This window comes from Streptomyces roseirectus, assembly GCF_014489635.1.
Taxonomy (GTDB): domain Bacteria; phylum Actinomycetota; class Actinomycetes; order Streptomycetales; family Streptomycetaceae; genus Streptomyces; species Streptomyces roseirectus.
Genome location: NZ_CP060828.1, coordinates 5,202,501 through 5,226,174, shown reverse-complemented (window position 1 = coordinate 5,226,174; position 23,674 = coordinate 5,202,501). Strand labels below are relative to the sequence as shown.

The window sequence follows — 23,674 nt, the reverse complement described above, 5'->3', positions numbered from 1 at the left end:
GACCCTCCGGCAGGGGCAGCGCACTGCCGTTCAACTCCCCTCCGAAGGAACCCCGTTGACCGCAGAACACAACTACGACCACGAACGCTCCGTCTGGGACACCTACGCCGAGGCGACCAAGGCGGACGTCTTCGAGGCCGACCCCGTCTTCCGGTGGACGCAGTATCAAGAACACGGCCCGGGGCCGGAGTTGCTCGGCGAACCGGACAGCGTGCTGGAGATCGGCTGCGGTACCGGCCGGGCGCTCGCTTACCTCGCCGGGCAGGGCGTGAAGGCTCGCGGGGTGGACATGTCCCCGGTCATGGTCGCCCGCACGACCGAACGCTGGGGCCCCCTCGGCGTCGAGTTCGTCTGCGCCGAAGCACTCGACTTCCTGGCCGACGACACCCGCACCTACGACGCCGTGTACTCCGTCTTCGGCGCGGCCTGGTTCAGCGACCCACGCCGGCTGCTCCCCCTGGTGAGGCAACGCCTCAACCCCGGCGGACGGTTCGTGTTCTCACAGCCACCGGCCATCCCCGGCGCGTACGGCCCGCAAGGCATGTACAAGGGCGGATTCGCGGGCCCGGCGACCTACACCTACCGCTACAGCTACACCCCGGCGATGTGGCGAAGCCTCCTCCTGTCCGCCGGATTCGAGAGCGCGAACCCCCGCGTCCTGCCCGCCCCGACGGCCGGCCACATCGGCACACTCCTGGTCGAGAGCACGATCCCTTCATAACCGAACGGAAGATCACAGAACCCAACGCTGACGAGGCCGTGACGACATCACTTCTGAAGGGTCTGTCGCCGTGCGCGACTCTATCGCGCGCGCCATTTCGGCGTGCCTGCACACCCTGCTCTCGTACCTCCTCCCCGCCCAGGGCAAGCGCCGCAAGTGCACGCCCCCCGCCGTCGCGGAGCCGTACGTCAGCCCCTGGACCCGCCCGTGGACCAGCCCCAGCAAGGAAGAAGCCGCCGCGATCTTCCGCCGCCAGGCAGAGGCGGACGCCGTACGGGAACGCCTCCAGCAGGAACGCCGACAAGCAGCGGCCTACGCGACGCTGGGCGTCGACCACCCCTACACCTACGACGGTGCCCCCTTCGGCCCCGACGACTTCAGGGCCAGCGCGTAGCCAGCGACGCGCCCTCCCTGGCCTACCCGCCCAGTCGGGCGGGCCAGGGAGGGCTAGTTCTTCCGTGCCATGCGCCGAGGGCGGGGGGCTGCCTACGCTTGGGGGTCGGTGTCGGCGTCGGTAGGGACAAGGTGGTGCGCATGGCTTCGGGTGCTGGTACGGCGGTGCAGGACCATGTGGCCCTCGCCGAGATCGAGCTGTGCGGGGAGCTGATGATCGCGGCGTCGTCCGCGGCGGGCGAGCGGTTGAGCCTGGACTCGATCGACGAGGTGCTGCGGGTCGTCCGAGTACGCGAACCCGGCCGGGACGAGCCGCCGCCCGGGGCGTGAGACCGCGCACACCGTCCGGACGGTGACGCCGGGCACCCTCGCGAGCGGAGACGCCGGGGGCCGGGAGTTGATCGGGCGCCGGCCTCACGTCGGGAGCCGGGGCCTCACGCCGGGAACCTGAGCCTTGCGACGGAAGCCGGGCCCTCGTCGGGGGCGGGGACTTGCGCTGGAGGTGTCCGGCGCCGAGCGGGATCCCGCCGGAGGCGTCACGTGCAGGGCGCCCTCGCGAGCGGAGCGTCGGACGCGGGGTGCCCCCCTGGCGCCGGGCTCCGGACATGCCGCGTCAGGCGCGTCTGAGGCCGAGCGCCCCTTCCATCGGGCGTGGCAGGCGTGAGCCGTTCTTGTGCCGGAGGCGTCAAGGAGGTGCTGGGCGCCTCCCGTGCGGAATCCTTACCCGCCGCGTCTTACCCCCGCGAGTGCCTTCAACGCCGGGCGTCTCAAAAACAAGCGTCCCTCCGCCCCCGTCCCCCGCCGCACCGCCGGAGGCTCACGTGCGGAGCATCCTCGCGATCGCCTTCGTCGCCTCCTCCACCTTCGCGTTGATCTCGTCGCCGCCCTTGAGGGCCGCGTCGGCGACGCAGTGGCGGAGGTGTTCTTCGAGGAGTTGGAGGGCGAAGGACTGGAGGGCCTTGGTGGAGGCGGAGACCTGGGTGAGTATGTCGATGCAGTAGACGTCCTCGTCGACCATGCGCTGGAGGCCGCGGATCTGGCCCTCGATGCGGCGCAGGCGCTTGAGGTGTTCGTCCTTCTGTTTGTGGTACCCGTGCGTCGTGTGCTCACCGGCGGTCGTCGGGTGTTCGTCGGCGGCCGGGGTTTCGGAGGGCGTCGGGGTGTGCTCGGCCTCGGTGGTCGTCATCGCGTCCTCCAGTTCGTCTTGTATACCCCTAGTGGGTATATCGTAACCAAGTTTGCTGGGTATAGGGGTCTTGGTCCCACCCCGTGCTGGTCACTGTGCCTGATGGGCGACACTGGGGGACGGCCCCTTAGCCCTGACCGGATGATGCGCTTAGCATCAGCCTGACCGAAACCGATGCATACCGAGGACCCCACGTGCGCTTTCGTCTGACCCCCAGGGAGACGAGCTTCTACGACATGTTCGCCGCGTCCGCGGACAACATCGTCACGGGCTCGAAACTCCTGATGGAACTGCTCGGGGCGGACACCGCCGGCCGGGCCGAGATCGCCGAACGCATGCGGGCCGCCGAACACGCCGGTGACGACGCCACGCACGCGATCTTCCACCAGCTGAACTCCTCGTTCATCACGCCGTTCGACCGCGAGGACATCTACTCCCTCGCGTCCTCCCTCGACGACATCATGGACTTCATGGAGGAGGCCGTCGACCTCGTCGTCCTCTACAACGTCGAGGAACTGCCCAAGGGCGTCGAGCAGCAGATCGAGGTGCTGGCGCGGGCGGCGGAGCTGACCGCCGAGGCGATGCCGAACCTGCGGACGATGGAGAACCTCACCGAGTACTGGATCGAGGTCAACCGCCTGGAGAACCAGGCCGACCAGATCCACCGCAAGCTGCTGGCGCACCTGTTCAACGGGAAGTACGACGCCATCGAGGTGCTGAAGCTGAAGCAGATCGTCGACGTCCTCGAAGAGGCCGCCGACGCGTTCGAGCATGTGGCGAACACGGTGGAGACCATCGCCGTCAAGGAGTCCTGAGCCGTCGTGGACACGTTCGCTCTGGTCGTGACCGTCCTGGTCGCGCTCTTCTTCACGTACACCAACGGCTTCCACGACTCCGCCAACGCGATCGCTACGTCGGTGTCCACCCGGGCGCTCACCCCGCGGGCCGCGCTCGCGATGGCCGCCGTGATGAATCTCGCCGGGGCCTTTCTCGGTTCCGGTGTCGCCAAGACCGTCAGCGAAGGGCTCATTCAGACGCCCGAGGGTTCGAAGGGAATGGGGATTCTCTTCGCCGCTCTCGTCGGCGCCATCACCTGGAATCTCGTCACCTGGTATTTCGGGCTGCCGTCCTCTTCCTCGCACGCGTTGTTCGGGGGAATGGTCGGGGCCGCGCTCGCCGGGGGGACCACCGTCTACTGGCACGGGGTTCTGGAGAAGATCGTCATTCCGATGTTCGTCTCGCCGGTCGTCGGGCTCGTCATCGGGTATCTCGTGATGACCGCGATCATGTGGATCTTCCGGCGGGCCAATCCGCACAAGGCCAAGCGGGGGTTCCGGATCGCGCAGACGGTGTCGGCCGCGGGCATGGCGCTCGGGCACGGGCTCCAGGACGCGCAGAAGACGATGGGGATCGTCGTCATGGCGCTCGTCATCGCCGACGTCGAGGACTACGGGGACCCGATCCCCGTCTGGGTGAAGATCCTCTGCGCCGTCATGCTGTCGCTCGGGACGTACGCGGGCGGGTGGCGGATCATGCGGACGCTCGGGCGGAAGATCATCGAGCTGGATCCGCCGCAGGGGTTCGCGGCGGAGACCACGGGCGCGTCGATCATGTTCACCACCGCTTTTCTTTTCAAGGCGCCCATTTCCACGACCCATGTCATCACCTCCGCGATCATGGGTGTGGGGGCCACCAAGCGGATCAACGCGGTGCGGTGGGGGGTCGCCAAGAACATCATTCTCGGGTGGTTCATCACGATGCCCGCGGCTGCGCTGGTCGCCGCCGCCGTATTCGGGATCGTGAAACTGGCGTTTCTCTGAGGGGTACGCCCGGACCAGCATGGGGGTCTGGTCCGGGCGTCCGTCGTGCTCAGAAGCGCGGGCCGACGTACGTGAAGTTGCTGTAGTGGTCCGTCGTCACGAACGTGTCGCCGTCGTTCGGGCCGCCGTGGACGCGGACGATGCGCAGGCGGCCGCGGTCGCCCCGGCGGGTGTCGCGCCACTCGACGTCGTACTCGTGGAAGAAGCCGATCCACGTGCCCACGTTCGGGCCGCCGGTGCAGGGCGTCGAGCCGTGGGCGGCGCAGACGGGGGCGCCGGAGCCGCCGCCGAGCAGGTAGCGGCGCAGCTGGCCGTCGCGGTCGGCGTACCGGCCGCCGCCGTCGATGAACTGGCGGGTGTTGACGCAGCCGCCGCGTGCGGGCTGGAGGTTGCACAGGATGCGGTCGTCCGTGCGGTTGGCTGCCAGGTTCGGCCAGCCCCGTCCGCTCCAGTAGTTGATCGCGTTGACGAAGCCGAGGCCGTTCGGCGGGTTCGTCGTCCCGTTGATGTTCCCGGAGACCGCGGCGCTCGCCGTCGGCTGTAGCGCGGGGGTGGCCTGGAGCGCGCCCGTGAACAGGGTGGCCAGCAGGAGGAAGAGGGCCAGGTAGCGGCGGTCGTGTCGCCATATGGTGCGGGGAGTGCGGGGGGTCTCCACGGGGGTGGGGTGCATCGGTGCTCCTCGGTGTGGGGGGGGCTTGGTGCCGGGAGCAACGTAGGGAGCGAAGGGGGCGGTGGGCGCGCGGTGGTGTAACAGGCGCGGGTCGATCCGGTGGGGCAGAACCTCGCCTCCACCCCCTACTCCGCGATCCGCCCCGCGTAGATGTCCCGGGACTCCGGCAGCGTCACCACGGCCGGTGTCCCGAAGTCGTAGAGGAGGACGGTGGACGCGACGGCCACCACCCCCCGCCGCCCGCTGTTGACGAAGCTGAACCGGTGCCGCACCTTGCGGATGCGCCCCTGTTCGTCGAGGTAGACGTCGAACGGCACCTCGGCGGTGGCGAAGCCCTCCGCCGCGGCGGCGAGCGAGGCCCGGTTCCCGGCGGTGGCCCCGCGCGCGGCGAGCGCGAGATCGACGGTCCCGCGATAGTGCCGCACCCCGACCCCGGCGACCTCGCTCTCCCCGACGTAGGTCGCCGTCCGCACCCCCCGCAGCAGCTCGGCGGCCGCGAACGGATCGGTGGCGCCGCCGGTGACGAGGTTCCCGTCGGAGAGGGTCGCCGTGTCCACCCGGACCCATTTGTCCGCAGGCACCCCGGCTCCCCGGTTCTTCATGAACAGTGCGCCGGGCGCGAGGAGTTCGGTGATCGGACGGTGCTCGCTGACCCCGGACGGGTCCTGCGGCAGCACGACCCGAAGCTGCCCGAGCTGCCGCCGGTAGTCGTACACGCCCTCCCCCCGGATCGTCACCCGGGTCCCGCCCGTGGCCATCTCCATGGACGTCTGCGCCCGTGAACTCCCCGCCGCGAGCAGCGTGTCCGCGGCCCGGTGCAGGGTGCCCACCGGATCCTGGCCCGGCGAGTCGTCCGCCACGGCTCCGCTTCCGACACACCCCGTGGCCCCGGCCACCACCCCGGCCACCAGCCCCGCGACGGCCACCGCACCGCCCCGTTTGTACTGCATCCTGCCGACCCCCAGATCGCGGGCTTGTCCCCCGGGTTCAACGACCGGCAAGTACCACCGTCACGCCCGCACACCCCTGACACACCCCTGAGAATCCCCTTACCGGCGCTGGGTACCGTGGAGTACGTGACGCATCCGGACGGCGCCCCCACCCCCACTGGCGAGACCGACGGCGACCACCTCGCCACCACCGTCGAACAGGGCCGTTTCTGCTTCGCCCGCTGCACCTGCGGCTGGCGCGGCCCGGCCCGCAGAGCGAGAAGCCTCGCCCGCACGGACGCGGAGTCCCACGCGAACGGCTGACAGAGACACCCACGGACGGCCGACAGAAACCCATGGGAACCCTCCTCCCCGGGAACCCGTCTCGTTCGACAAACGCAGGAGACGGCGCAAAGCCGCGACGGAGGGCGAACGACCATGGAACGGCGCATGTTCATCGGCGGCGCGGCCGCACTCACCGCCGCGGCGGCCACCACCGGCTGCACATCCACGACCGCCTCCCCCACCCCCGCCACCTCCGGCCGCTTCGCCACCACCGCCCTCGCCGCCACCGACTGGAAGGCCCTCGCCGCCGACCTCGACGGCCCCCTGATCCGCCCCGGCGAGGCCGAGTGGGCGACCGCCCGCCAGCTCTACAACACCCGCTTCGACAACCTGAAGCCCACGGCCGTCGCCTACGTCGCCCACACCGAGGACATCCGCACGACCCTCGCCTTCGCCCGCGCCCAGAAACTGAAGGTCGCGATCCGCAACGGCGGCCACTCGTACGCGGGTTGGTCCTCGGGCGACGGCCGGCTGATCGTCGACGTCTCCAAGCTGAAGGGCGTCAGGGTCGGCGGCGGCACGGCCGTCGTCGGCGCCGGCGCGAAGCTGATCGACGTCTACCGCGCGCTCACCGCGAAGGGCGTCACGGTCCCCGCCGGTTCCTGCCCCTCCGTCGGCGTCTCCGGCCTCGTCCTCGGCGGCGGCCACGGCGTGGTGTCGCGCGCGTACGGCCTGACCTGCGACAGCCTCACGCAGGCGACGATCGTGACGGCGGACGGCAGGCAGCTCGTCGCCAACGCCAAGCAGAACCCGGACCTGTTCTGGGCGCTGCGCGGCGCGGGCAACGGCAACTTCGGCGTCGTCACGGAGCTGCAGTTCAGGACGCACCCGGCGCCGCAGGCCGTCTCCGGGTACGTCACCTGGCCGTGGGCGAAGGCTGCGGCGGTGCTGCGGGCCTGGCAGGCGTGGGGGCCGTCCCAGCCGGACGAGATCTGGTCGGCGCTCAGCTTCTCCAACTCCTCCGGCGGCACCCCGACGATCTCCATGGCCGCGTTCTCGCTGGGCACGTACGGCGAGCTCCAGAACGCGGTGGACCGTCTCGTGGCGAAGGCCGGCCAGCCGAGGTCGGTCTCGCTGCGGCGGCGCTCGTACGCCGAGGCGATGGAGGTGTACGCGGGCTGCTCCTCGTACAGCGAGCCCGTGAGCTGTCACCTCCCCGGCACGACCCCGAACCGCACGCCGGGCGGCAAGCTGAGCCGCGAGACGTACACGGCCCGCTCCGACTTCTTCGACAAGTCCCTCTCCGAGGCCGGGATCCAGACGCTCCTCAAGCAGATGCGCGCGGTCCAGGGCGGCGCCGGCAGCGTCGCCCTCACGGCGCTGGGCGGCGCCGTCAACCGCGTCTCCCCGACGGCGACGGCCTTCGTCCACCGCCGCTCCCGCTTCCTCGCCCAGTACATCGCCTCGTGGAAGTCCGGCACGCCGGGGACGACGGCCCAGTCCTGGCTGAACACCGCCCACAAGGCGATGCGCCCGTACGCGTCCGGCGCGGCCTACCAGAACTACACGGACCCCACCCTCACGAACTGGCGCACGGCGTACTACGGCGACGCGGCCCCGAGGCTGGCGAAGGTGAAGCAGAAGTACGACCCGACGAGGTTCTTCACGTACCCGCAGGGGATCTGAGGCCCGTAAAAAAGACGGCACGCGAAACGCGTGCCGTCTTCTCTCCCGTCGACTTCCTACGCGGCCAGATCCCGCTCCCCGACCTCCGTCCGCGCCCCCGGTACGAACGCCACCCGCGCCGCCCGGCTCCGCACCAGCCACCCCACCCGGGGCGACCGCTCGATCGCCTTCAGCACCGGCGTCAGCAGCGCGGAGGCGAGCGGCGACAGCAGCAGCGCGACGGCCGTGCCGAGCGCGAACCCGCCGATGACGTCCGTCGGGTAGTGCACCCCCATGTAGACCCGGCAGAACCCTTCCAGCACCCCCAGCACCAGCCCCCACACCCCGAACCGCCGGTTCGCGACGAACAGCGCGACCCCCATCGCCATGGTGATCGTCGCGTGGTCGCTGACGAACGAGTAGTCCGTCTTCCCGGAGACCAGCACTTCCAGCCCCTGGTGGTCATTGAACGGCCGGGGCCGTTCGACGAACCCGCGAATGGGGACGTTGACGAGGACGGCGACACCGGCCGCGAGCGGCGCCCAGACGAGCGCGGCGACCGAGGACGCCGCCTCCTCGGCGGAAGCGGCCCGCCGCCGCACGCCCAGCCAGCACCACACGATGAGCCCGATCATCGCGAACAGGAGCCCGTATTCGCCGACGAACCCGACGATCCGGTCGAGCCAGTGCGGCGCGTCCTTGGCGAGGCCATTGATGTCGTAGAGCAGGTCGACATCGGGGTTGGATCCGGAATCGGCGAGTCCAGCCATGGTGCTGCGGCCCCTTCGTCGTGGTTGTCTCAACAGGAACGCACGGCCCCGCTTGTCGCGTTCCTGTCTCCACTGAATGATCACTGAGACGTTATCGAAGGGAGATGCCCCGACCGAGCCCAGGGTTGGTTTAAGGGGCCCTCAACCGTTTTCAGACATTCGTGGGCAGCGCTTTCGCGCCATCCTCCGTGACCCGGGTCGCCCCGAAGTAGTCGGGGGTGTCGATGGGGTCGAACCGGATGACCGCGCCGGTGCGCGGCGCGTCGATCATGTACCCGCCGCCGACGTAGATCCCGACGTGCCGGATGGCCCGCGAGTTGGTGAGGTCGTCGGAGAAGAACACCAGGTCACCGGGGAGGAGTTCGTCCCGCGAGGGGTGCGGACCCGCGTTGTACTGGTCGTTCGCGACACGCGGCAGCTCGATCCCGACGCTTTCGTACGCCGCCTTCGTCAGCCCCGAGCAGTCGAACCGCCCGCCGTCGGCCGCGGTCCCGTCGCCGCCCCAGAGATACGGCGTGCCGAGTTTCTTCTGCGCGTAGTAGATCGCCCCCGCGGCCTGCTCGGACGGCGAAACCCGCCCGACCGGCGCGGCGAAGCTCTTTTCCAGGCTGGTGATGATCCGGACGTAATTCTGGGTCTCTTTGTACGGAGGAACACCCCCGTATTTGATGACCGCATACGCGCCCGCGTTGTAGGCGGCGAGCATGTTGTGCGTGGGATCGCCCGGAACGTCCTTGACGTATTTGGCGAGTTCGCAGTCATATGCGGCGGCGGACGGAATGGCGTCGGCGGGATCCCAGACGTCCCGTCGGCCGTCCCCGTTCCCGTCGACCCCGTGCGTCGCCCAGGTGCCCGGAATGAATTGCGCTATTCCCTGCGCGGCGGCGGCGCTCTGGGCCCGGGGGTTGAATCCGCTCTCCTGGTAGAGCTGCGCGGCGAGCAGGGCCGGATTGATGGCGGAACACATGTTCCCCCACTTCTGCACCAGCGTGGCGTACGCGGCGGGGACGGAGCCCTTGGCGAGCGCCTTGGTCCCTCCGCCGACCCCGTTGGCCATGTTCCCGGCGACCAGGTACACGCCGACGACGAGCACCATGACGAACGCGAGCCCGGCCCCGGCGACCGCGGTCGCCCAGATCCACGCCTTACGCACCGTCAACCGCCCCTCGTCGCCCAGGAGTCACCGCGCGTCAGTCTACGGCCGCACCCCGCCACGTACGGGTAGTTCCGCCCTGGTCGGACACTGTCCATCGCGAGGGCGTTCTAATCCCCCGCCCGATCCCCCACCCGATCCGCCGCCCCGCAGGGCTCGTCGGCTTCATGGAGGGCGCCACAGCTCCGGCACCGGACGTCCGGGACGGAGGCGCGCCGCTCGGCGTCGGGCCGGCTCCAGGAACGTCCGGGGACGCGGCGGGGAAGGGGGGTGGGGGCGTTCGCACAAGGGGTGGACGTACGAGGTGAAGTGGTGCGAGATGCGGTGTTCGTACGAGGTGTGGTGGGGGACACGACCTTCTCTATCCAGCGTTCAGGACACGCGATACGACAGAAGATCGTACGCCGCGCACCCCTCACCCACCGGCCTTCCGGTACAACTCGGCGGCCTCCGTACCCAGCACGACGCTGTACGACACGTCGTCCGTGTCCCCGCCCTGCTCGTGCCCCCCGAGCACGCCGACGACCTCGTGGTGCCCGTTCACCCACGGGCTCCCGCTGGTCCCCGCGCTGAACCTCGGGCACTCGATCCGCTGCTGCGTCCGGCTGTGCACGGACGGCCGGTTGGTGCACGTGATCGCCTGCTCCGAGGTGTCCGGGTACCCGGTGACGGTCACGGGTGAGGCGCCGGTCGTCGTCCCGGGAGCGAACACGTTCGCCCCGACGACGTCCTCGATCTCCTCCCCGGCGGCATTGGGCGCGAGCGCCGCGAACGCGATGTCACTGTCCTCGCTCTGCTCCTGGGCCCACCCACCCGGCAGGAAACTCCGCTTCACCTTCCACACCCCGTAGGGCGCCTTCCCGTCCCGGTACCCCGGCACGAACACCACCCCCGACCCGTCGACACCCCCCAGACAGTGCGCCGCGGTGAGGATCAGATCCCGCCCCTCGCTCCGCACCACCGACGCCGTACAGAAATGCTCCCCCGCCGGCTTCCCCACCTCATCCGCATCGACCAACACCCCCACCCGCCCCGCGGCCGCCACCCCCGAAGCCACCACCGTCACCCCCAACGGCCCGCCCCCGTCATCCGCCTCCGCCGCCGACGCCAGCACACAACTCCCCGCCATCAACACCGTCGCACCGAGCAACGCGAAGCTTCGAGCGCCCTGGGGGCGGGTCCCGTTCATCGGGGCCACTGTGAACCATCAAGGTGAGAAAAGCATCAATACCCTGACCGTATGCCCCTGGAAAACGGCACCCGTACCGGCCCCACCGCGCTCGGCTGCCTGTTCCTCCTCGTGACGACGGCCGGCCTGCTCTGGGTCGCCGCGAGCCTGCTGGTCTCCTGCGCGGTGACCGGCTTCCACGACCGCCCGGCCACTCCTCCCGGGGAACTGCTCGCGAAGCAGGCGAACCTCGTCGCGTACCGCCTGGAGGCGGCGGCAGGGGACGGCGTCCTCACCGACGCCGAGATCTCGGAGGCGGCGTCGGCGCCCTGGACGGCCGTCCGTGGCGCCGACGGTGTCACCGTCACCGTCGGCCACACACCCGGCCCGGCGTGTTCCCGCTATGACGTCCCGCTGCGGGATGCCGCTCCCGAGGTCCGCGTGACGCGGCTGCCCGCGTGCGGGCTCAGCGGCCCGGAGTGACGGCCGTCGCCGGGAACCCCACCCCCGTCAGTTCCTCGGAGAGGGTCCACAGACGCCGGGCCGTGGCGGTGTCGCTCGCCGCGCCGGTGCGGCCGACCAGGGTCGGGGCTCCGCGCAGCTCGCCGAGCCCGTCGGGACCGACGTAGCTCGCGCCGGGGAGGTCCTGGGTCGCGGCGTAGAGGGTGGGGAGGGCGCCGGCGCGGTCGGACTGGGCGAGGAGGCGGTTGCCGATGGCCATGAAGCCGCGTGCGAGGGCGCTGCCGTGGTGGCTCTGGAGGTTGGTGGCGGACCAGCCGGGGTGCGCGGCGAGGGCGCGGACGGGGGAGCCCGACTCCGTCAGGCGGCGCTGGAGTTCCAGGGTGAAGAGGAGGTTCGCGAGCTTGGACTGCGCGTAGGCGCGGACGGGGGTGTAGCCGGAGGTGAGGTGGATGTCGTCGAAGTTGATCCGGCCGGCCCGGTGCGCGCCGGAGGAGAGGGTGACGACGCGGTCCTCGACGTAGGGCAGCAGCAGGTTCGTCAGCGCGAAGTGGCCGAGGTGGTTCGTCCCGAACTGCGTCTCGAACCCGTCCTTGGTGCGCCCCTCGGGCACCATCATGATCCCCGCGTTGTTGATGAGGACGTGCAGCGGACGCCCCTCCCAGCCGGCGGCGAACTCCCGTACGGACGCGAGGTCGGCGAGGTCGAGCCGGCGCACCTCGACGCTCCCGTTGACCTGAGCGGCGGCGGCCCGCCCCCGCTCGATGTCCCGCACGGCGAACACGACGTGCGCCCCGGCCCCCGCGAGCGCCCGCGCGGCCGTGAGGCCGATCCCGCTGTTGGCGCCGGTGACGACGACCGTGCGGCCGGTCAGCTCCGGCAGCCGGTCCACATTCCACTTGCCCTGGTTCCGAGTCTCACTCATGCCCCCAATGTAGACGCCGACAACAATGATGGCAACGACAACATGCGACGGCTTCCGCGCTACGATGACGGCCATGTCCACGCCGCGCCCCTACCACCACGGAGACCTCCGCTCGACACTCCTCGCCGGCGCGGAACGCACCCTCCGCGAGAAGGGCGCCGCCGCCCTCTCGCTGCGCGAACTGGCCCGCACGGCCGGCGTCAGCCACGCGGCCCCCGGCCGCCACTTCAAGGACAAGCAGGCCCTCCTGGACGCCCTCGCCCTGAACGGCTACGCCCGCCTGAACGAGGTGATGGAGGCGGCGGACGACCCGACGCTCCCCCTCGAACCCCGCCTGACGGCCCTGGCCCGCGCCTACCTCACCTTCGCCATCACCCACCCCGAGCTGCTTGAGCTCATGTACTCCCGCAAGCACGACCCCGCCGCCTCGGCCCAGTTCGCCACCGAGGTCGAGCGCTCCCTGGCCGTCTTCCTCCGGCTCATCGCCGACGCCAAGTCCGAGGGCACCCTCATCGACGCCGACCTCGACAGCGTCATGCTTCTCACCGCGACCGCCCTGCACGGCCTGGCCGCCCTCGTCGCCACCGGCGCCTACCCGGCCGAAGAGGTCCTGGCCCGCCTGGACACCCACATCCACCTGCTGCTGACGGGCCTCAGCCCGAGGTAGCGAGCACGCCTCCCGCGCGTCAACTCCCCTTGCCCCTGTCGTAACGCGCACGTTTCCGGGGTCAAGTCCCCGCCATCGCGGGGCCATTCCGAGGCCATGACCGGGCAATCCCGCACCCCGCCGGGCAATGCGGAAGTCAGGATTCCACCACCCGCCTTGTTTGTCGCGTACCCGACAAGCCACAGTCGTCGCCGGGCCGCCGCCCACACCCCCACCGCCCCTGAACACCCCACTCCCAGGAGGCAGTACCTTGCGTACGACCACCAACTCCCCCGCGACGACCGGCAACTGGCGCCGCGCGGGCGGCGCGGCCCTCGGCGCCGCCGCCCTCCTCGTCGCCGGCCTCGGCACGGCGGCCCACGCCGACGCGGCGACCGCGAACACCCCCGTCACCTGGACGGCCACCCCCTGCTCGACCCCGAAGCACGCGGGCGACCTGACCTGCAACTCCTTCCGGGTGACGGGCGGCGTCACCGCGTTCTCGAAGCTGAGAGCCGCCAAGAGCCACCAGGGCGCGACGCTCACCCCGCACGCCGCCGGCGCGAGCCCCACCGGCTTCGGCCCGAGCGACCTCCAGGACGCCTACGGCCTCACCGACGCCGCCGCGAACAACGGCTCCGGCGAGACGATCGCGATCGTCGACGCCTACGACGACCCCAACGCGGAGGCCGACCTCGCCAAGTACCGCGCGAACTACGGCCTGAGCGCCTGCACGACGAGCAACGGCTGCTTCAAGAAGGTCTCCCAGACCGGCTCGACGACCTCCCTGCCGGCCGCCGACAGCGGCTGGGCCCAGGAGACCTCGCTGGACCTCGACATGGTCTCGGCGATCGCCCCGAACGCCAACATCCTCCTCGTCGAGGCGAGTTCCCCCACCATGAGCAACCTCGGCACCGCCGTGAACGAGGCCGTCAAGCTGGGCGCCAAGTTCGTCTCCAACAGCTACGGCGGCGGCGAGTCGTCCAGCGACGCCTCCTACGACTCCGCGTACTACAACCACCCCGGCGTCGCCATCACCGTCTCCGCCGGCGACAGCGGCTACGGCGCCGAGTACCCGGCCGCGTCGAAGTACGTGACGTCCGTCGGCGGCACCGCGCTCAAGGCCGCGTCCAACAGCCGCGGCTGGACCGAGTCCGTGTGGGGCACCTCGGCCACCGACGGCACCGGCTCCGGCTGCTCCGCCTACGACGCGAAGCCGTCCTGGCAGACCGACACGGGCTGCGCGAAGCGGACGATCGCCGACACCGCCGCCGTCGCCGACCCCGCGACCGGCGTCGCGGTGTACGACTCCTACGGCGTGACGGCCGGCTGGTACACCTTCGGCGGCACCAGCGCCGCCGCCCCGATCATCGCGGGCGTCTACGCGCTGGCCGGTACCCCGGGCAGCGGTGACTACCCGGCGTCCTACGTCTACAACGCGGCCGGCACCTCCGCGCTGAACGACGTCACCAGCGGCTCGAACGGCTCCTGCTCCGCCGCCGCGAGCTACCTGTGCACGGCGACGTCCGGCTACGACGGCCCGACCGGCTGGGGCACCCCGCAGGGGCTGGGCGCCTTCACCGGCTGACCCGGCGTCAACATCGGAGCGGGCCGCGGCGACCACGCCGCGGCCCGTTCGTGTTACGACCGTGAGAGCATCGGGAAAGTGTCTCAACGACAGAGGCGCCGACAGGTTCCGTAGAACCACACCCACAGGTTCAGCGCGCACCTCATTGCCCGGCGTGACCTGCCGTGATACACAGAGTGACGATACGAACCATTCATACGAATCCCACCCGGCAATGCCGCCAAGTCGACATACGTCAGCGGCATTGTCGGTGACAATGGGGCCCGACCCCTGCGCACGGCAGCGGGCCACGAACGGAACTACCCACCAGGGGCGGTGACTTACATGCTCTTCGCGGCCGACAAGGGAGACATCAACACCATCATCGGCGGGATCGCTCCTGACTGGGGCCCCTTCGGCACTCTGGGCACCGAGGCCAAGACGATGATCCAGGTCGTGATGGCCTTCGCGATCCTGATCTGCCTCGGTATCGCCGTCTGGGGCGCCGCGAAGCAACGTATCGGCGCGACCGCCCTGCGGGACACCTTCAGCGCGGAACAGGGCAAGGGCCTCATCATCGCGGGCCTCACCGGAGTCTTCATCATCGGCTCTCTCGGCACGCTGTTCACCATCGTGTACGGCATGGCCGTCTAGCCCTCGTCTCCCCTGAGGTTGCGTCTCCCTGATGTCGAGTCACCACACCGCGCCCGCGCGGGAACCAGCACGGCTACCGTCGTACCGGAACGCGTCTTCCCACGACGCGTCCACCGCATACGACGCAGAAGGGGCGCACACCGTATGAGTCCCGTCGACGAGCCCGGCCACGACACATCCGCCGGTGGCTACCCGGGTACCCGCACCCGGCTCCCCGAAACGGACACCACACGCCGGCCCGCCCGCTCCTCCTCCCGCAGCCTCGTCACCGTCGTCGCCGTGGTCGTCGTCCTGATCGCCGCGATCGCCTTCGCGAACCGGGGCAGCGGCGACGGCTCCGGCGCCGCCGCGTCCTCGAACGGCGCCTCCGGCACGAAGCCGCAGGCCGAGTCGACGGCGGCGACCGGAACGAAGCCGGTCGAGGGGAAGACGGGGTCCATCCCCACGGGATACGCACACGACAGACAGGGCGTTCAATCGGCGGCGGCGAACTACGCGGTCGCACTGGGCTCGACGGCGATGTTCCAGAAGGACGGCCGCGACACCGTCGTCCGGACCGTCTACACCCGGAGCGAGGCCGCCCGGCTCATGCCGGAGCTGGACCGGGCCTACTCCGCCGACTTCCTCGCGAAGGCCGGCCTCGACGCGAACGGGAACGCGCCCCAGGGCAGCACGTTCGTCTCCCGCACCGTCCCCATCGGGACGACCGTCCAGAGCTACACCGACACCACCGCCAAGGTCGCCGTCTGGTCCATGGGCCTCATCGGCATGTCCGGCACCACCTCGACGGACCCGGTGAGTTCGTCGTGGAGCACCTGGACCTTCGACCTCCAGTGGACGGACGACGACTGGAAGATCACCACCCAGAACCGCACATCCGGCCCCGCTCCCGTCCCCGGCGACAACCAGGCCGCCAGCTCCGACGAGATCAGCAAGGCCATCGAGGAGTACGGAGGGTTCACGTATGCCCGGTAAGCGTGCGCTCCGGCTTGCCGGGGCCTTCACTGCCGTACAGACCGCCGTCGTCCTGCTGTCCGCGAGAGCCTTCGCCGCGCCCACCCCCGACCCGAGCCCCAGCCCTTCGGGCGGTGCGGGCGGGGCGGTGTCCCCGTCGCCGTCGCCCTCCAGCGACGAGTGCCGGCTGATCGTCGGCGACGCCAAGGAGTACTGCGAACGCGGCACCAGCGGGCGCAGCTCCACCAACCCCGGCGTCTCCGAGACCCTCGACCCCCTCTCCTCCCTCGCCAAGGGCTGTGCGGACGCCGCCTCCTGGACCGTGGACAAGCTGAGCGAGGCCGTGAAGGAGACGGCGAACGTCGACTTCACGAACGAGAAGTTCCTCCAGCAGTACGCGGTGGTGTTCGCGGCCTCGACCGTGCTGACGCTCGTGCTGTGGCTGCTGGCCGTCGCGAAGCGGGCGGTGCGGGGCGTCCCCCTCGGCACCGCGATCTCGGAGGCCGTCGGCTTCCTGTGGCTGACGGTGCTCGCGTCCGCGTTCACCCCGCTGATCCTCTACACCGTCGTCTCCGCGACCGACGGCATCACGGACGTCCTCGCGAAGGCGACCGGCGACCAGACCGACACGTTCTTCGGGACGTTCTCCGCCGCGCTCGCGAAGGGCGAGAACATCGGCGGCGGCCCGATCATGCTGATCGTGGTGTCCCTGGTGTCGGTGCTCGCCGCCGGCATCCTCTGGCTCGAACTCGTCATCCGCACGGCCCTGCTGTACGTCGGCGCGCTGCTCGGCACGGTCGTGTACGCCGGGCTCGTCGACAAGAACCTGTGGGGGCACGTCCGCCGCTGGGCCGGGATCATGATCGCCGTGATCATGGTGAAACCGGTGATCGTGATCGTGCTCGGCCTCGCCGGGGCGCTCTCCGGCAACGACGGCCCGGACGCGTTCTCCGCCGTCGTCTCCGGGCTCGCGATCATCCTGCTGGCCATCTTCGCCAGCGCGATGATCTACCGCTTCGTCCCCGGCTTCGGCGACGAGATCGCCGCCTCCCGCAACAACCGCATCATGCAGGGCGCGGAGAGCAAGGCCGCGGCCGTCATCTCCTCGCCCGCGACGCTCGTCGCCCAGGGCATCAAGACGCACAGCAGCCGGGCCAACGACGGCGGCGGAGGCGGCGGCGGTTCGACGAACAGCAGCACCCCGCGCCCCGCGAACCCCGGCTCCGGCGGCATCGCCGCACACGGCTCGCGCCCCTCGAACGGCGGCGGAACTGTCCCCTCCGCCGCGCCCGCCCCCCGCACGGGCAGCCCCATGAACACCCCGCACGCCAGCAACAACCGCACGGGAGGTGAAGGGCGTTGACGACCGAGTCCCACCTGTCGCACGCGGTCTCGCCCCGCCGCACGTATCTGATCGGCCGCGCCCGGCCGAACGCGATCGTCGGCAAGAACCGCGAGACCGGAGAGATCGCCCTCATCATCGTGGGCGCGTTCCTCGGCATGATGTGCGGTCTGCTCGTCCCCGTGCTCGCCCTGCGGATCGTGCTGCTGACCGGCTTCCCGCTGATCGCGCTGATGGCCGTCTACGTGCCGTACAAGCACCGCACGTTCTACAAGTGGTTCGAGATCAACCGCAGTTACAAGCGCAGCCTGCGCCAGGGCACCGCCTACCGCAGCTCCGCCATGGAGGCCGGCACCCGCCTCGACGGCCGCGAGGTCGAGATCGGCCCGCCCCCCGGCATCGGCCGCATCACCTGGCTCTCGGCCCCCTTCGGCCCCGACGAGCTCGCCGTCCTCCTGCACGCCGACCGGCGCACGGTGACGGCGGCCATCGAGATCGAGGGCCCGGGCGTCGGCCTGCGCGACAGCGAGGACCAGGAAGCCCTGGTGGACCGTTTCGGCACCCTGCTCAAGCACGTGGCCAACGGCGACGGCTTCGTCACCCGCATCCAGATGCTCGCCCGCACCCTCCCCGCCGACCCCGACGCGCACGCCAAGGACGTCGCCCAGCGCGGCGACGACAAGGCGCTCCCCTGGCTCCAGTCCTCCTACGACCAGCTCCAGTCGATGGTCTCCACGAGCAGCGAGCAGCACCGCGCCTACCTCGTCGCCTGCATGCACTACAGCCGCGAACTCGCCGCCGAGGCCCACGCGATGGCCCGCGCCGCCCGCCCCCAGTCCGGCCGCAAGATCGACCGGGACGCCGGACTCTCCGTCGTCATGGCCCGTGAGCTGACCGACATCTGCTCGCGCCTCCAGGAGGCCGACATCCGCGTCCGCCAGCCGCTCGGCCAGGGCCGCCTGTCGTCGCTGATCCACTCCATGTACGACCCCGACCACCCCATCGACCACATCCAGGCGATGACCAAGCGCAACGCCTGGCCGGCCGAACTCGACGCCATGGAACCGACGTTCCTCCAGGCCAAGACCCGCGAGTCCTCGACCCGCGCCCCCTGGTGCCACTCCACGGCGTGGATCAAGGAGTGGCCGATGACCCCGGTCGGCGTCAACTTCCTCGCCCCGCTCCTCGTCCACACCCCGGACGTCATCCGCACGGTCGCCGTCACGATGGACCTCGAACCCACCGAGGTCGCCATCGAACGCATGCTGACGGAGAAGACCAACGACGAGGCCGAAGCCTCCCGCCAGGCCAAGATGAACCGCACGCTCGACCCCCGCGACGTCGCCGCGAACTCCCGCCTCGACCAGCGCGGCGAAGACCTCGCGAGCGGCGCGGCCGGCGTCAACCTCGTCGGCTACATCACCGTCTCCTCCCGCTCCCCCGAAGCCCTCAACCGCGACAAGCGGACGATAAGGGCGTCGGCCGGCAAGTCGTACCTGAAGCTGGAGTGGTGCGACCGCGAGCACCACCGAGCGTTCGTCAACACACTCCCCTTCGCCACCGGCATCCGGAGGTAGGCCCAGATGCGGGATCCGCTCTCCCTCCTCACCGACGCCTTCACCGCCTTCCTCTTCGGCAAGGTCGAGACGACCCGCCTCCCGGTCCGCACCTCCACCGGCCAGGCCCAGGCGGTCTACCTCCCCACCGCCGCACCGGGCCTGGGCGACTCCGGCGTGATCATCGGCCGCGAGGTGTACTCCGGCAAGGGCTACATCTACGACCCCTTCCAGCTCTACGGCCAGCAGCTCCCGGCCCCCCACTGGCTCGTCCTCGGCGAATCCGGCAACGGCAAGTCGGCCCTCGAAAAGACCTACGTCCTGCGCCAGTTGCGCTTCAAGGACCGCCAGGTCGTCGTCCTCGACGCCCAGGGCGAGGACGGCGCCGGCGAGTGGAACCTCATCGCCCGCGAGCTGGGGATAACCCCCATCCGCCTCGACGCGATGGCCGCCCTCGACGACGGCATCCGCCTCAACCCCCTCGACCCCGCGATCACGACGACCGGCCAGCTCGCCCTGCTGCGCACGATCATCGAGGTCGCCATGGGCCACGGCCTCGACGAACGCTCCGGCTTCGCCCTCAAGGTCGCCCACGCCTACGTCAACGAGACGATCGTGGAACGCCAGCCGGTGCTGTCCGACATCGTCGAACAACTCCGCCACCCCGAACCGGAGTCGGCCGAGGCGATGAACGTCGCCATAGACGACGTACGCGCCTGGGGACTCGACGTCGCGCTCGTCCTCGACCGGCTGGTCGACGGCGACCTGCGCGGCATGTTCGACGGCCCCACGACCGTCGGCATCGACCTCGACGCGCCCCTCATCGTCTTCGACCTCTCCCACATCGACCGCAACTCCATCGCGATGCCGATCCTCATGGCGATCGTCGGCGTCTGGCTGGAGCACACCTGGATCCGCCCCGACCGCAAGAAGCGCATCTTCCTCGTCGAAGAGGCGTGGCACATCATCAACAGCCCCTTCGTCGCCCAGCTCTTCCAGCGCCTGCTGAAGTTCGGACGCCGACTGGGCCTGTCGTTCGTCGCGGTCGTCCACCACCTCTCCGACGTCGTCGACGGGGCGGCGGCCAAGGAGGCGGCGGCGATCCTCAAGATGGCGTCCACCCGGACGATCTACGCCCAGAAGGCGGACGAAGCACGGGCCACGGGGCGGGTGTTGGGGCTGCCGCGCTGGGCGGTGGAGATCATCCCCACCCTCACGCCGGGCATCGCCGTGTGGGACGTCAACGGCAACGTCCAGGTCGTCAAACACCTGGTCACCGAGACCGAACGTCCCCTCGTCTTCACCGACCGCGCGATGACGGAGTCCTCCTCCGACGCCGCGGACGACGCGTTGCGCGCCGCCGAGCTGGAGGCCGAGCAACGGGCGGCGGCGTTCATGGAACAGCACATGGCCGACCTCGACGGCACGGAATCCACGGTGGCGTGACCATGCCGGACCCCCGCGAGCGACCCCGCCAGCAAGGAGGCATCCCCGACGGCCTGCTCCTCGGAATACTCGCGCTGCTCCTGATGGTGACGGTCCTGACCTGGACGGCGACGGGCCTCTCCGGCCTGTTCGCGCACGGCTCCTGGCCCTCGGACCTCTCCTTCATGCGCACCCCCCTGGCCCTACGCCACCTCATCTCCCACCCCGACGACCTCCCCGGCGCCTGGCCCGACACCCCACCGGCCGCCCTCTCCGGCTACGGCCTCTTCTGGGGCCTCTTCATCGGCCAGCTGATGATCCTGCTGACGCTGACATTCTTCGGCCTGGGGACTTGGGCTCGGTGGAGGGTGGTCAGGGCCAGGAAACGGGGGGAGAGGGAGGCGGCGCGGGGGAGGGAACGGGAGGAGAAGGGCGCGTCTGAGCCGTACGCCGCAACGCCCGACGACCCGCACCTTCCCCCTGCCGCAGCTGCGGGCAGCAGTGCCCCCACCCCAGCCCCCACCGAACCCGCACCAACCCCCGTACCCCAGCCACTCACCACCCCCGTACCCACCCTCCGAGCCGCACCCCGCGACTCCCGTCTCCACCTCGCCGCCCAGGCCCTCCAGGACGCCCCCGGCCCCGCCGTGGTCCTCACCTCGAACCCCGCCCTCTGGCACACCACCAAGGACGCGAGGGCAAAGCTGGGCCCGACGCTGCTGTACGACCCCACCCACCTCTGCGACACCCCGTCCCGCCTCCACTGGCCCCCCATGACGGGCTGCGAGACCAAGGACACGGCGATCGCGAGGGCGACAGCCCTCCTCGCCCCCACCCGCCCCACGGCCAGAATCGACCAGGCCGTCGCGGACACGGCCCACACCCTCCTGCGCAGCTACCTCCACGCGGCGGCCCTGGACGGCCGGACGATCAGACACGTCCACCGCTGGAGCCAGGGCACGAACGTCCAGGAGGCCGTGAAAACCCTCCGCACCCACCCGAAGGCCGCCCCGGGCTCCGCAGGCGAACTGGAAGCCGCCCTGACGGCCCACCCGGACCGCAGGGACATCGCCCAGGAGCTGACGACCCGCACCCTGGCCGCCCTCTCCACCGTCAACATCCGAGAAGCCTGCACCCCCAACCGAACAGACGCCCTCGCGTTGGATTCCTTCATCGCCGAGGGGGGCACGCTCTATGTAGTGGGCGACTCGATCGAGGACCCCCGAACGAACCCCGGCGCGATGCCGCTGCTCACGGCTCTCGTCGCAAGCGTGGTCGAGCGCGGCCGGCGCATGGCCGAACGGTCATCCTCCGGTCGCCTCGACCCACCACTGACGCTGATCCTGGACGACGTGGCCGCGGTCGCCCCGTTCCCCACGCTCCCGGACCTCCTCGCCACCGGCACTGCGGAGGGCCTGCCGACGCTGGCTCTGGTCCGCTCGGAGGAGCAGGCGAAGTCCCGCTGGCCGGACAGCGCCCTACCGTTCTGAGGACCGCGTCCCTTTAGGGGCGCGCGCGTACACGTACTCCAGCTCGTTCCCGTCGGCCCCCTCGATCGGCACGACGACCCCGCTGGCCACGAACCCGATCCGCTCGTACGCGGTGACGGCCCGCCGATTCTCCTCGTGCACCAGCAACCGCACCCGGTCGAGCCCGATCTCCCACGCGTACTCCAGCGCGGCCCGGAACAAGCCCCCGACGACGACCCCGCCCCCACGCGCGGCCGGCCGCACATAAACCCCCACGACCTGCCCCTGCCGCCGCTCCACCGGCAACCCGGCCCAGTCGAGAGACCCGGCCTCCTCCACCAGCACGGCCAACCCGCCGACCCACTCCCCGCCGGCCCCCACGGCCACGAACTGCCGCGCTCCGGCGGCCCGCTCCTGCCAGAACGAGTCCGGCTGCTTCACCGCGCTCTCGTACGTGTCGAAGAAAGCGAGCGGCGCGGCGTCGTCCTGCAACGCGGCCAGCCGCAATTCCCGCACGGCCCGCCACTCATCAGGCCGTACAGCCCGTACCTCTATGTCGTCCATAGAGGCCACTGTATTAAACGCGCTCAAACGCAGAAAACCCCCGCACCATAAGGTGCGGGGGTTTCCCACAAAGATTGTTCGGCGGCGTCCTACTCTCCCACAGGGTCCCCCCTGCAGTACCATCGGCGCTGTGAGGCTTAGCTTCCGGGTTCGGAATGTAACCGGGCGTTTCCCTCACGCTATAACCACCGAAACACTATGAAACAATCAACCGCACCACGCTCTGTGGGAACGCGGGGTTGTTCGTGGTTTCAGAACCAACACAGTGGACGCGAGCAACTGAGGACAAGCCCTCGGCCTATTAGTACCAGTCACCTCCACCCCTTACAGGGCTTCCAGATCTGGCCTATCAACCCAGTCGTCTACTGGGAGCCTTACCCTCTCAAGGAGGTGGGAACACTCATCTCGAAGCAGGCTTCCCGCTTAGATGCTTTCAGCGGTTATCCCTCCCGAACGTAGCCAACCAGCCATGCCCTTGGCAGAACAACTGGCACACCAGAGGTTCGTCCGTCCCGGTCCTCTCGTACTAGGGACAGCCCTTCTCAATATTCCTACGCGCACAGCGGATAGGGACCGAACTGTCTCACGACGTTCTAAACCCAGCTCGCGTACCGCTTTAATGGGCGAACAGCCCAACCCTTGGGACCGACTCCAGCCCCAGGATGCGACGAGCCGACATCGAGGTGCCAAACCATCCCGTCGATATGGACTCTTGGGGAAGATCAGCCTGTTATCCCCGGGGTACCTTTTATCCGTTGAGCGACGGCGCTTCCACAAGCCACCGCCGGATCACTAGTCCCGACTTTCGTCCCTGCTCGACCCGTCGGTCTCACAGTCAAGCTCCCTTGTGCACTTACACTCAACACCTGATTACCAACCAGGCTGAGGGAACCTTTGGGCGCCTCCGTTACCCTTTAGGAGGCAACCGCCCCAGTTAAACTACCCATCAGACACTGTCCCTGATCCGGATCACGGACCCAGGTTAGACATCCAGCACGACCAGACTGGTATTTCAACGACGACTCCACAAGTACTGGCGTACCTGCTTCACAGTCTCCCAGCTATCCTACACAAGCCGAACCGAACACCAATATCAAACTGTAGTAAAGGTCCCGGGGTCTTTCCGTCCTGCTGCGCGAAACGAGCATCTTTACTCGTAGTGCAATTTCACCGGGCCTATGGTTGAGACAGTCGAGAAGTCGTTACGCCATTCGTGCAGGTCGGAACTTACCCGACAAGGAATTTCGCTACCTTAGGATGGTTATAGTTACCACCGCCGTTTACTGGCGCTTAAGTTCTCAGCTTCGCCAAGACGAATCTTGACTAACCGGTCCCCTTAACGTTCCAGCACCG

24 protein-coding genes and 2 rRNA genes (1 of these 26 running past the window's edge) are annotated in these 23,674 nt (G+C 69.7%); 16 read left to right on the top strand and 10 right to left on the bottom strand.

The genetic code is table 11. The annotated features are described in order from the left end of the window. The first annotated feature begins 55 nt into the window (after positions 1-55). The 3 genes from IAG44_RS22115 to IAG44_RS22105 all read left to right on the top strand — a co-directional run bounded on the left by IAG44_RS22115 (position 56) and on the right by IAG44_RS22105 (position 1,444). On the top strand, positions 56-721 hold the full coding sequence (locus tag IAG44_RS22115; RefSeq protein ID WP_187748802.1) for a class I SAM-dependent methyltransferase: 666 nt from the start codon (positions 56-58) through the stop codon (positions 719-721). 70 nt (positions 722-791) lie between these two features. Further along, the gene (locus IAG44_RS22110) at positions 792-1,115 is read left to right on the top strand and encodes a hypothetical protein (RefSeq protein WP_187748801.1); all 324 of its coding nucleotides are present in this window, start codon (positions 792-794) and stop codon (positions 1,113-1,115) included. Positions 1,116-1,255: 140 nt separating this feature from the next. Then, the gene (locus IAG44_RS22105; protein WP_187748800.1) at positions 1,256-1,444 is read left to right on the top strand and encodes a hypothetical protein; all 189 of its coding nucleotides are present in this window, start codon (positions 1,256-1,258) and stop codon (positions 1,442-1,444) included. A gap of 487 nt (positions 1,445-1,931) precedes the next feature. On the opposite strand, the gene IAG44_RS22100 is transcribed toward IAG44_RS22105, so the two are convergent. Next, on the bottom strand, positions 1,932-2,300 hold the full coding sequence (locus IAG44_RS22100; RefSeq protein ID WP_187748799.1) for a metal-sensitive transcriptional regulator: 369 nt from the start codon (positions 2,298-2,300) through the stop codon (positions 1,932-1,934). Between the two features lie 194 nt (positions 2,301-2,494). Between IAG44_RS22100 and IAG44_RS22095 the strand changes: the two genes are divergently transcribed. Together IAG44_RS22095 and IAG44_RS22090 are read left to right on the top strand one after the other, a co-directional pair. Then, entirely contained in the window at positions 2,495-3,115 is a 621-nt protein-coding gene (locus IAG44_RS22095) for a DUF47 domain-containing protein (RefSeq protein WP_187748798.1), read from the top strand. A gap of 6 nt (positions 3,116-3,121) precedes the next feature. After that, positions 3,122-4,120, top strand: coding sequence for an inorganic phosphate transporter (locus IAG44_RS22090; RefSeq protein ID WP_187748797.1), 999 nt, complete (start codon positions 3,122-3,124; stop codon positions 4,118-4,120). 49 nt (positions 4,121-4,169) lie between these two features. Here the strand turns inward: IAG44_RS22090 and IAG44_RS22085 are convergent, their stop codons facing one another. After that, positions 4,170-4,790, bottom strand: coding sequence for a ribonuclease domain-containing protein (locus tag IAG44_RS22085; protein ID WP_187748796.1), 621 nt, complete (start codon positions 4,788-4,790; stop codon positions 4,170-4,172). Positions 4,791-4,915: 125 nt separating this feature from the next. Beyond that, complete coding sequence (locus IAG44_RS22080) at positions 4,916-5,740, bottom strand: SCO4651 family lipoprotein (RefSeq protein ID WP_187748795.1); 825 nt, start codon at positions 5,738-5,740, stop codon at positions 4,916-4,918. Between the two features lie 126 nt (positions 5,741-5,866). Here IAG44_RS22080 and IAG44_RS22075 point away from each other — a divergent pair, with 126 nt between their 5' ends. Then, positions 5,867-6,043 carry a hypothetical protein gene (locus IAG44_RS22075; protein WP_187748794.1) on the top strand — a complete coding sequence of 59 codons (177 nt, stop codon included), beginning with the start codon at positions 5,867-5,869 and terminating at the stop codon, positions 6,041-6,043. A gap of 114 nt (positions 6,044-6,157) precedes the next feature. Further along, positions 6,158-7,690 (top strand): FAD-binding oxidoreductase, encoded by a 1,533-nt coding sequence (locus tag IAG44_RS22070; RefSeq protein WP_187748793.1) that lies wholly within the window; start codon positions 6,158-6,160, stop codon positions 7,688-7,690. Positions 7,691-7,746: 56 nt separating this feature from the next. Here the strand turns inward: IAG44_RS22070 and IAG44_RS22065 are convergent, their stop codons facing one another. The 3 genes from IAG44_RS22065 to IAG44_RS22055 all read right to left on the bottom strand — a co-directional run bounded on the left by IAG44_RS22065 (position 7,747) and on the right by IAG44_RS22055 (position 10,781). Continuing rightward, a complete protein-coding gene (locus IAG44_RS22065; RefSeq protein ID WP_187748792.1) occupies positions 7,747-8,439 on the bottom strand; it encodes a phosphatase PAP2 family protein in 693 nt (230 codons plus the stop codon). Between the two features lie 151 nt (positions 8,440-8,590). Next, entirely contained in the window at positions 8,591-9,598 is a 1,008-nt protein-coding gene (locus tag IAG44_RS22060) for a C40 family peptidase (RefSeq protein ID WP_281404298.1), read from the bottom strand. 409 nt (positions 9,599-10,007) lie between these two features. After that, positions 10,008-10,781, bottom strand: a complete 774-nt coding sequence (locus tag IAG44_RS22055; RefSeq protein ID WP_187748791.1) for a trypsin-like peptidase domain-containing protein — start codon at positions 10,779-10,781, stop codon at positions 10,008-10,010. A 51-nt stretch (positions 10,782-10,832) separates the two neighbouring features. On the opposite strand from IAG44_RS22055, the gene IAG44_RS22050 reads away from it, so the two are divergent. Beyond that, positions 10,833-11,243 (top strand): hypothetical protein, encoded by a 411-nt coding sequence (locus tag IAG44_RS22050; RefSeq protein ID WP_187748790.1) that lies wholly within the window; start codon positions 10,833-10,835, stop codon positions 11,241-11,243. On the opposite strand, the gene IAG44_RS22045 is transcribed toward IAG44_RS22050, so the two are convergent. Then, complete coding sequence (locus tag IAG44_RS22045) at positions 11,227-12,144, bottom strand: oxidoreductase (protein ID WP_187748789.1); 918 nt, start codon at positions 12,142-12,144, stop codon at positions 11,227-11,229. The genes IAG44_RS22050 and IAG44_RS22045 overlap by 17 nt on opposite strands. 64 nt (positions 12,145-12,208) lie before the next feature. Between IAG44_RS22045 and IAG44_RS22040 the strand changes: the two genes are divergently transcribed. From IAG44_RS22040 to IAG44_RS22005, 8 genes are all read left to right on the top strand, one after another. After that, a complete protein-coding gene (locus IAG44_RS22040; RefSeq protein ID WP_187748788.1) occupies positions 12,209-12,811 on the top strand; it encodes a TetR/AcrR family transcriptional regulator in 603 nt (200 codons plus the stop codon). 250 nt (positions 12,812-13,061) lie between these two features. Further along, the gene (locus IAG44_RS22035) at positions 13,062-14,378 is read left to right on the top strand and encodes a S53 family peptidase (protein WP_187748787.1); all 1,317 of its coding nucleotides are present in this window, start codon (positions 13,062-13,064) and stop codon (positions 14,376-14,378) included. A 324-nt stretch (positions 14,379-14,702) separates the two neighbouring features. Further along, on the top strand, positions 14,703-15,011 hold the full coding sequence (locus IAG44_RS22030; protein WP_093830416.1) for a hypothetical protein: 309 nt from the start codon (positions 14,703-14,705) through the stop codon (positions 15,009-15,011). A 144-nt stretch (positions 15,012-15,155) separates the two neighbouring features. Further along, positions 15,156-15,986, top strand: a complete 831-nt coding sequence (locus IAG44_RS22025) for a DUF8175 domain-containg protein (protein WP_187748786.1) — start codon at positions 15,156-15,158, stop codon at positions 15,984-15,986. Then, positions 15,976-17,328 (top strand): hypothetical protein, encoded by a 1,353-nt coding sequence (locus IAG44_RS22020; RefSeq protein ID WP_187748785.1) that lies wholly within the window; start codon positions 15,976-15,978, stop codon positions 17,326-17,328. The genes IAG44_RS22025 and IAG44_RS22020 overlap by 11 nt, the downstream gene beginning before the upstream one ends. Further along, positions 17,325-18,884 carry an SCO6880 family protein gene (locus IAG44_RS22015; RefSeq protein ID WP_187748784.1) on the top strand — a complete coding sequence of 520 codons (1,560 nt, stop codon included), beginning with the start codon at positions 17,325-17,327 and terminating at the stop codon, positions 18,882-18,884. The genes IAG44_RS22020 and IAG44_RS22015 overlap by 4 nt, the downstream gene beginning before the upstream one ends. A 6-nt stretch (positions 18,885-18,890) precedes the next feature. Further along, complete coding sequence (locus tag IAG44_RS22010) at positions 18,891-20,309, top strand: ATP-binding protein (RefSeq protein WP_187748783.1); 1,419 nt, start codon at positions 18,891-18,893, stop codon at positions 20,307-20,309. A gap of 2 nt (positions 20,310-20,311) precedes the next feature. Next, on the top strand, positions 20,312-21,778 hold the full coding sequence (locus IAG44_RS22005; RefSeq protein ID WP_187748782.1) for a type IV secretory system conjugative DNA transfer family protein: 1,467 nt from the start codon (positions 20,312-20,314) through the stop codon (positions 21,776-21,778). Here the strand turns inward: IAG44_RS22005 and IAG44_RS22000 are convergent. The 3 genes from IAG44_RS22000 to IAG44_RS21990 form a co-directional block, all read right to left on the bottom strand. Continuing rightward, complete coding sequence (locus IAG44_RS22000; RefSeq protein ID WP_187748781.1) at positions 21,767-22,321, bottom strand: GNAT family N-acetyltransferase; 555 nt, start codon at positions 22,319-22,321, stop codon at positions 21,767-21,769. The two genes, IAG44_RS22005 and IAG44_RS22000, sit on opposite strands and share 12 nt — an antisense overlap. Before the next feature lie 76 nt (positions 22,322-22,397). Continuing rightward, a 5S ribosomal RNA gene (gene rrf / locus IAG44_RS21995) occupies positions 22,398-22,514 on the bottom strand. Positions 22,515-22,602: 88 nt separating this feature from the next. Continuing rightward, positions 22,603-23,674: ribosomal RNA gene (locus IAG44_RS21990) — 23S ribosomal RNA — on the bottom strand; it runs 2,050 nt beyond the window's last position.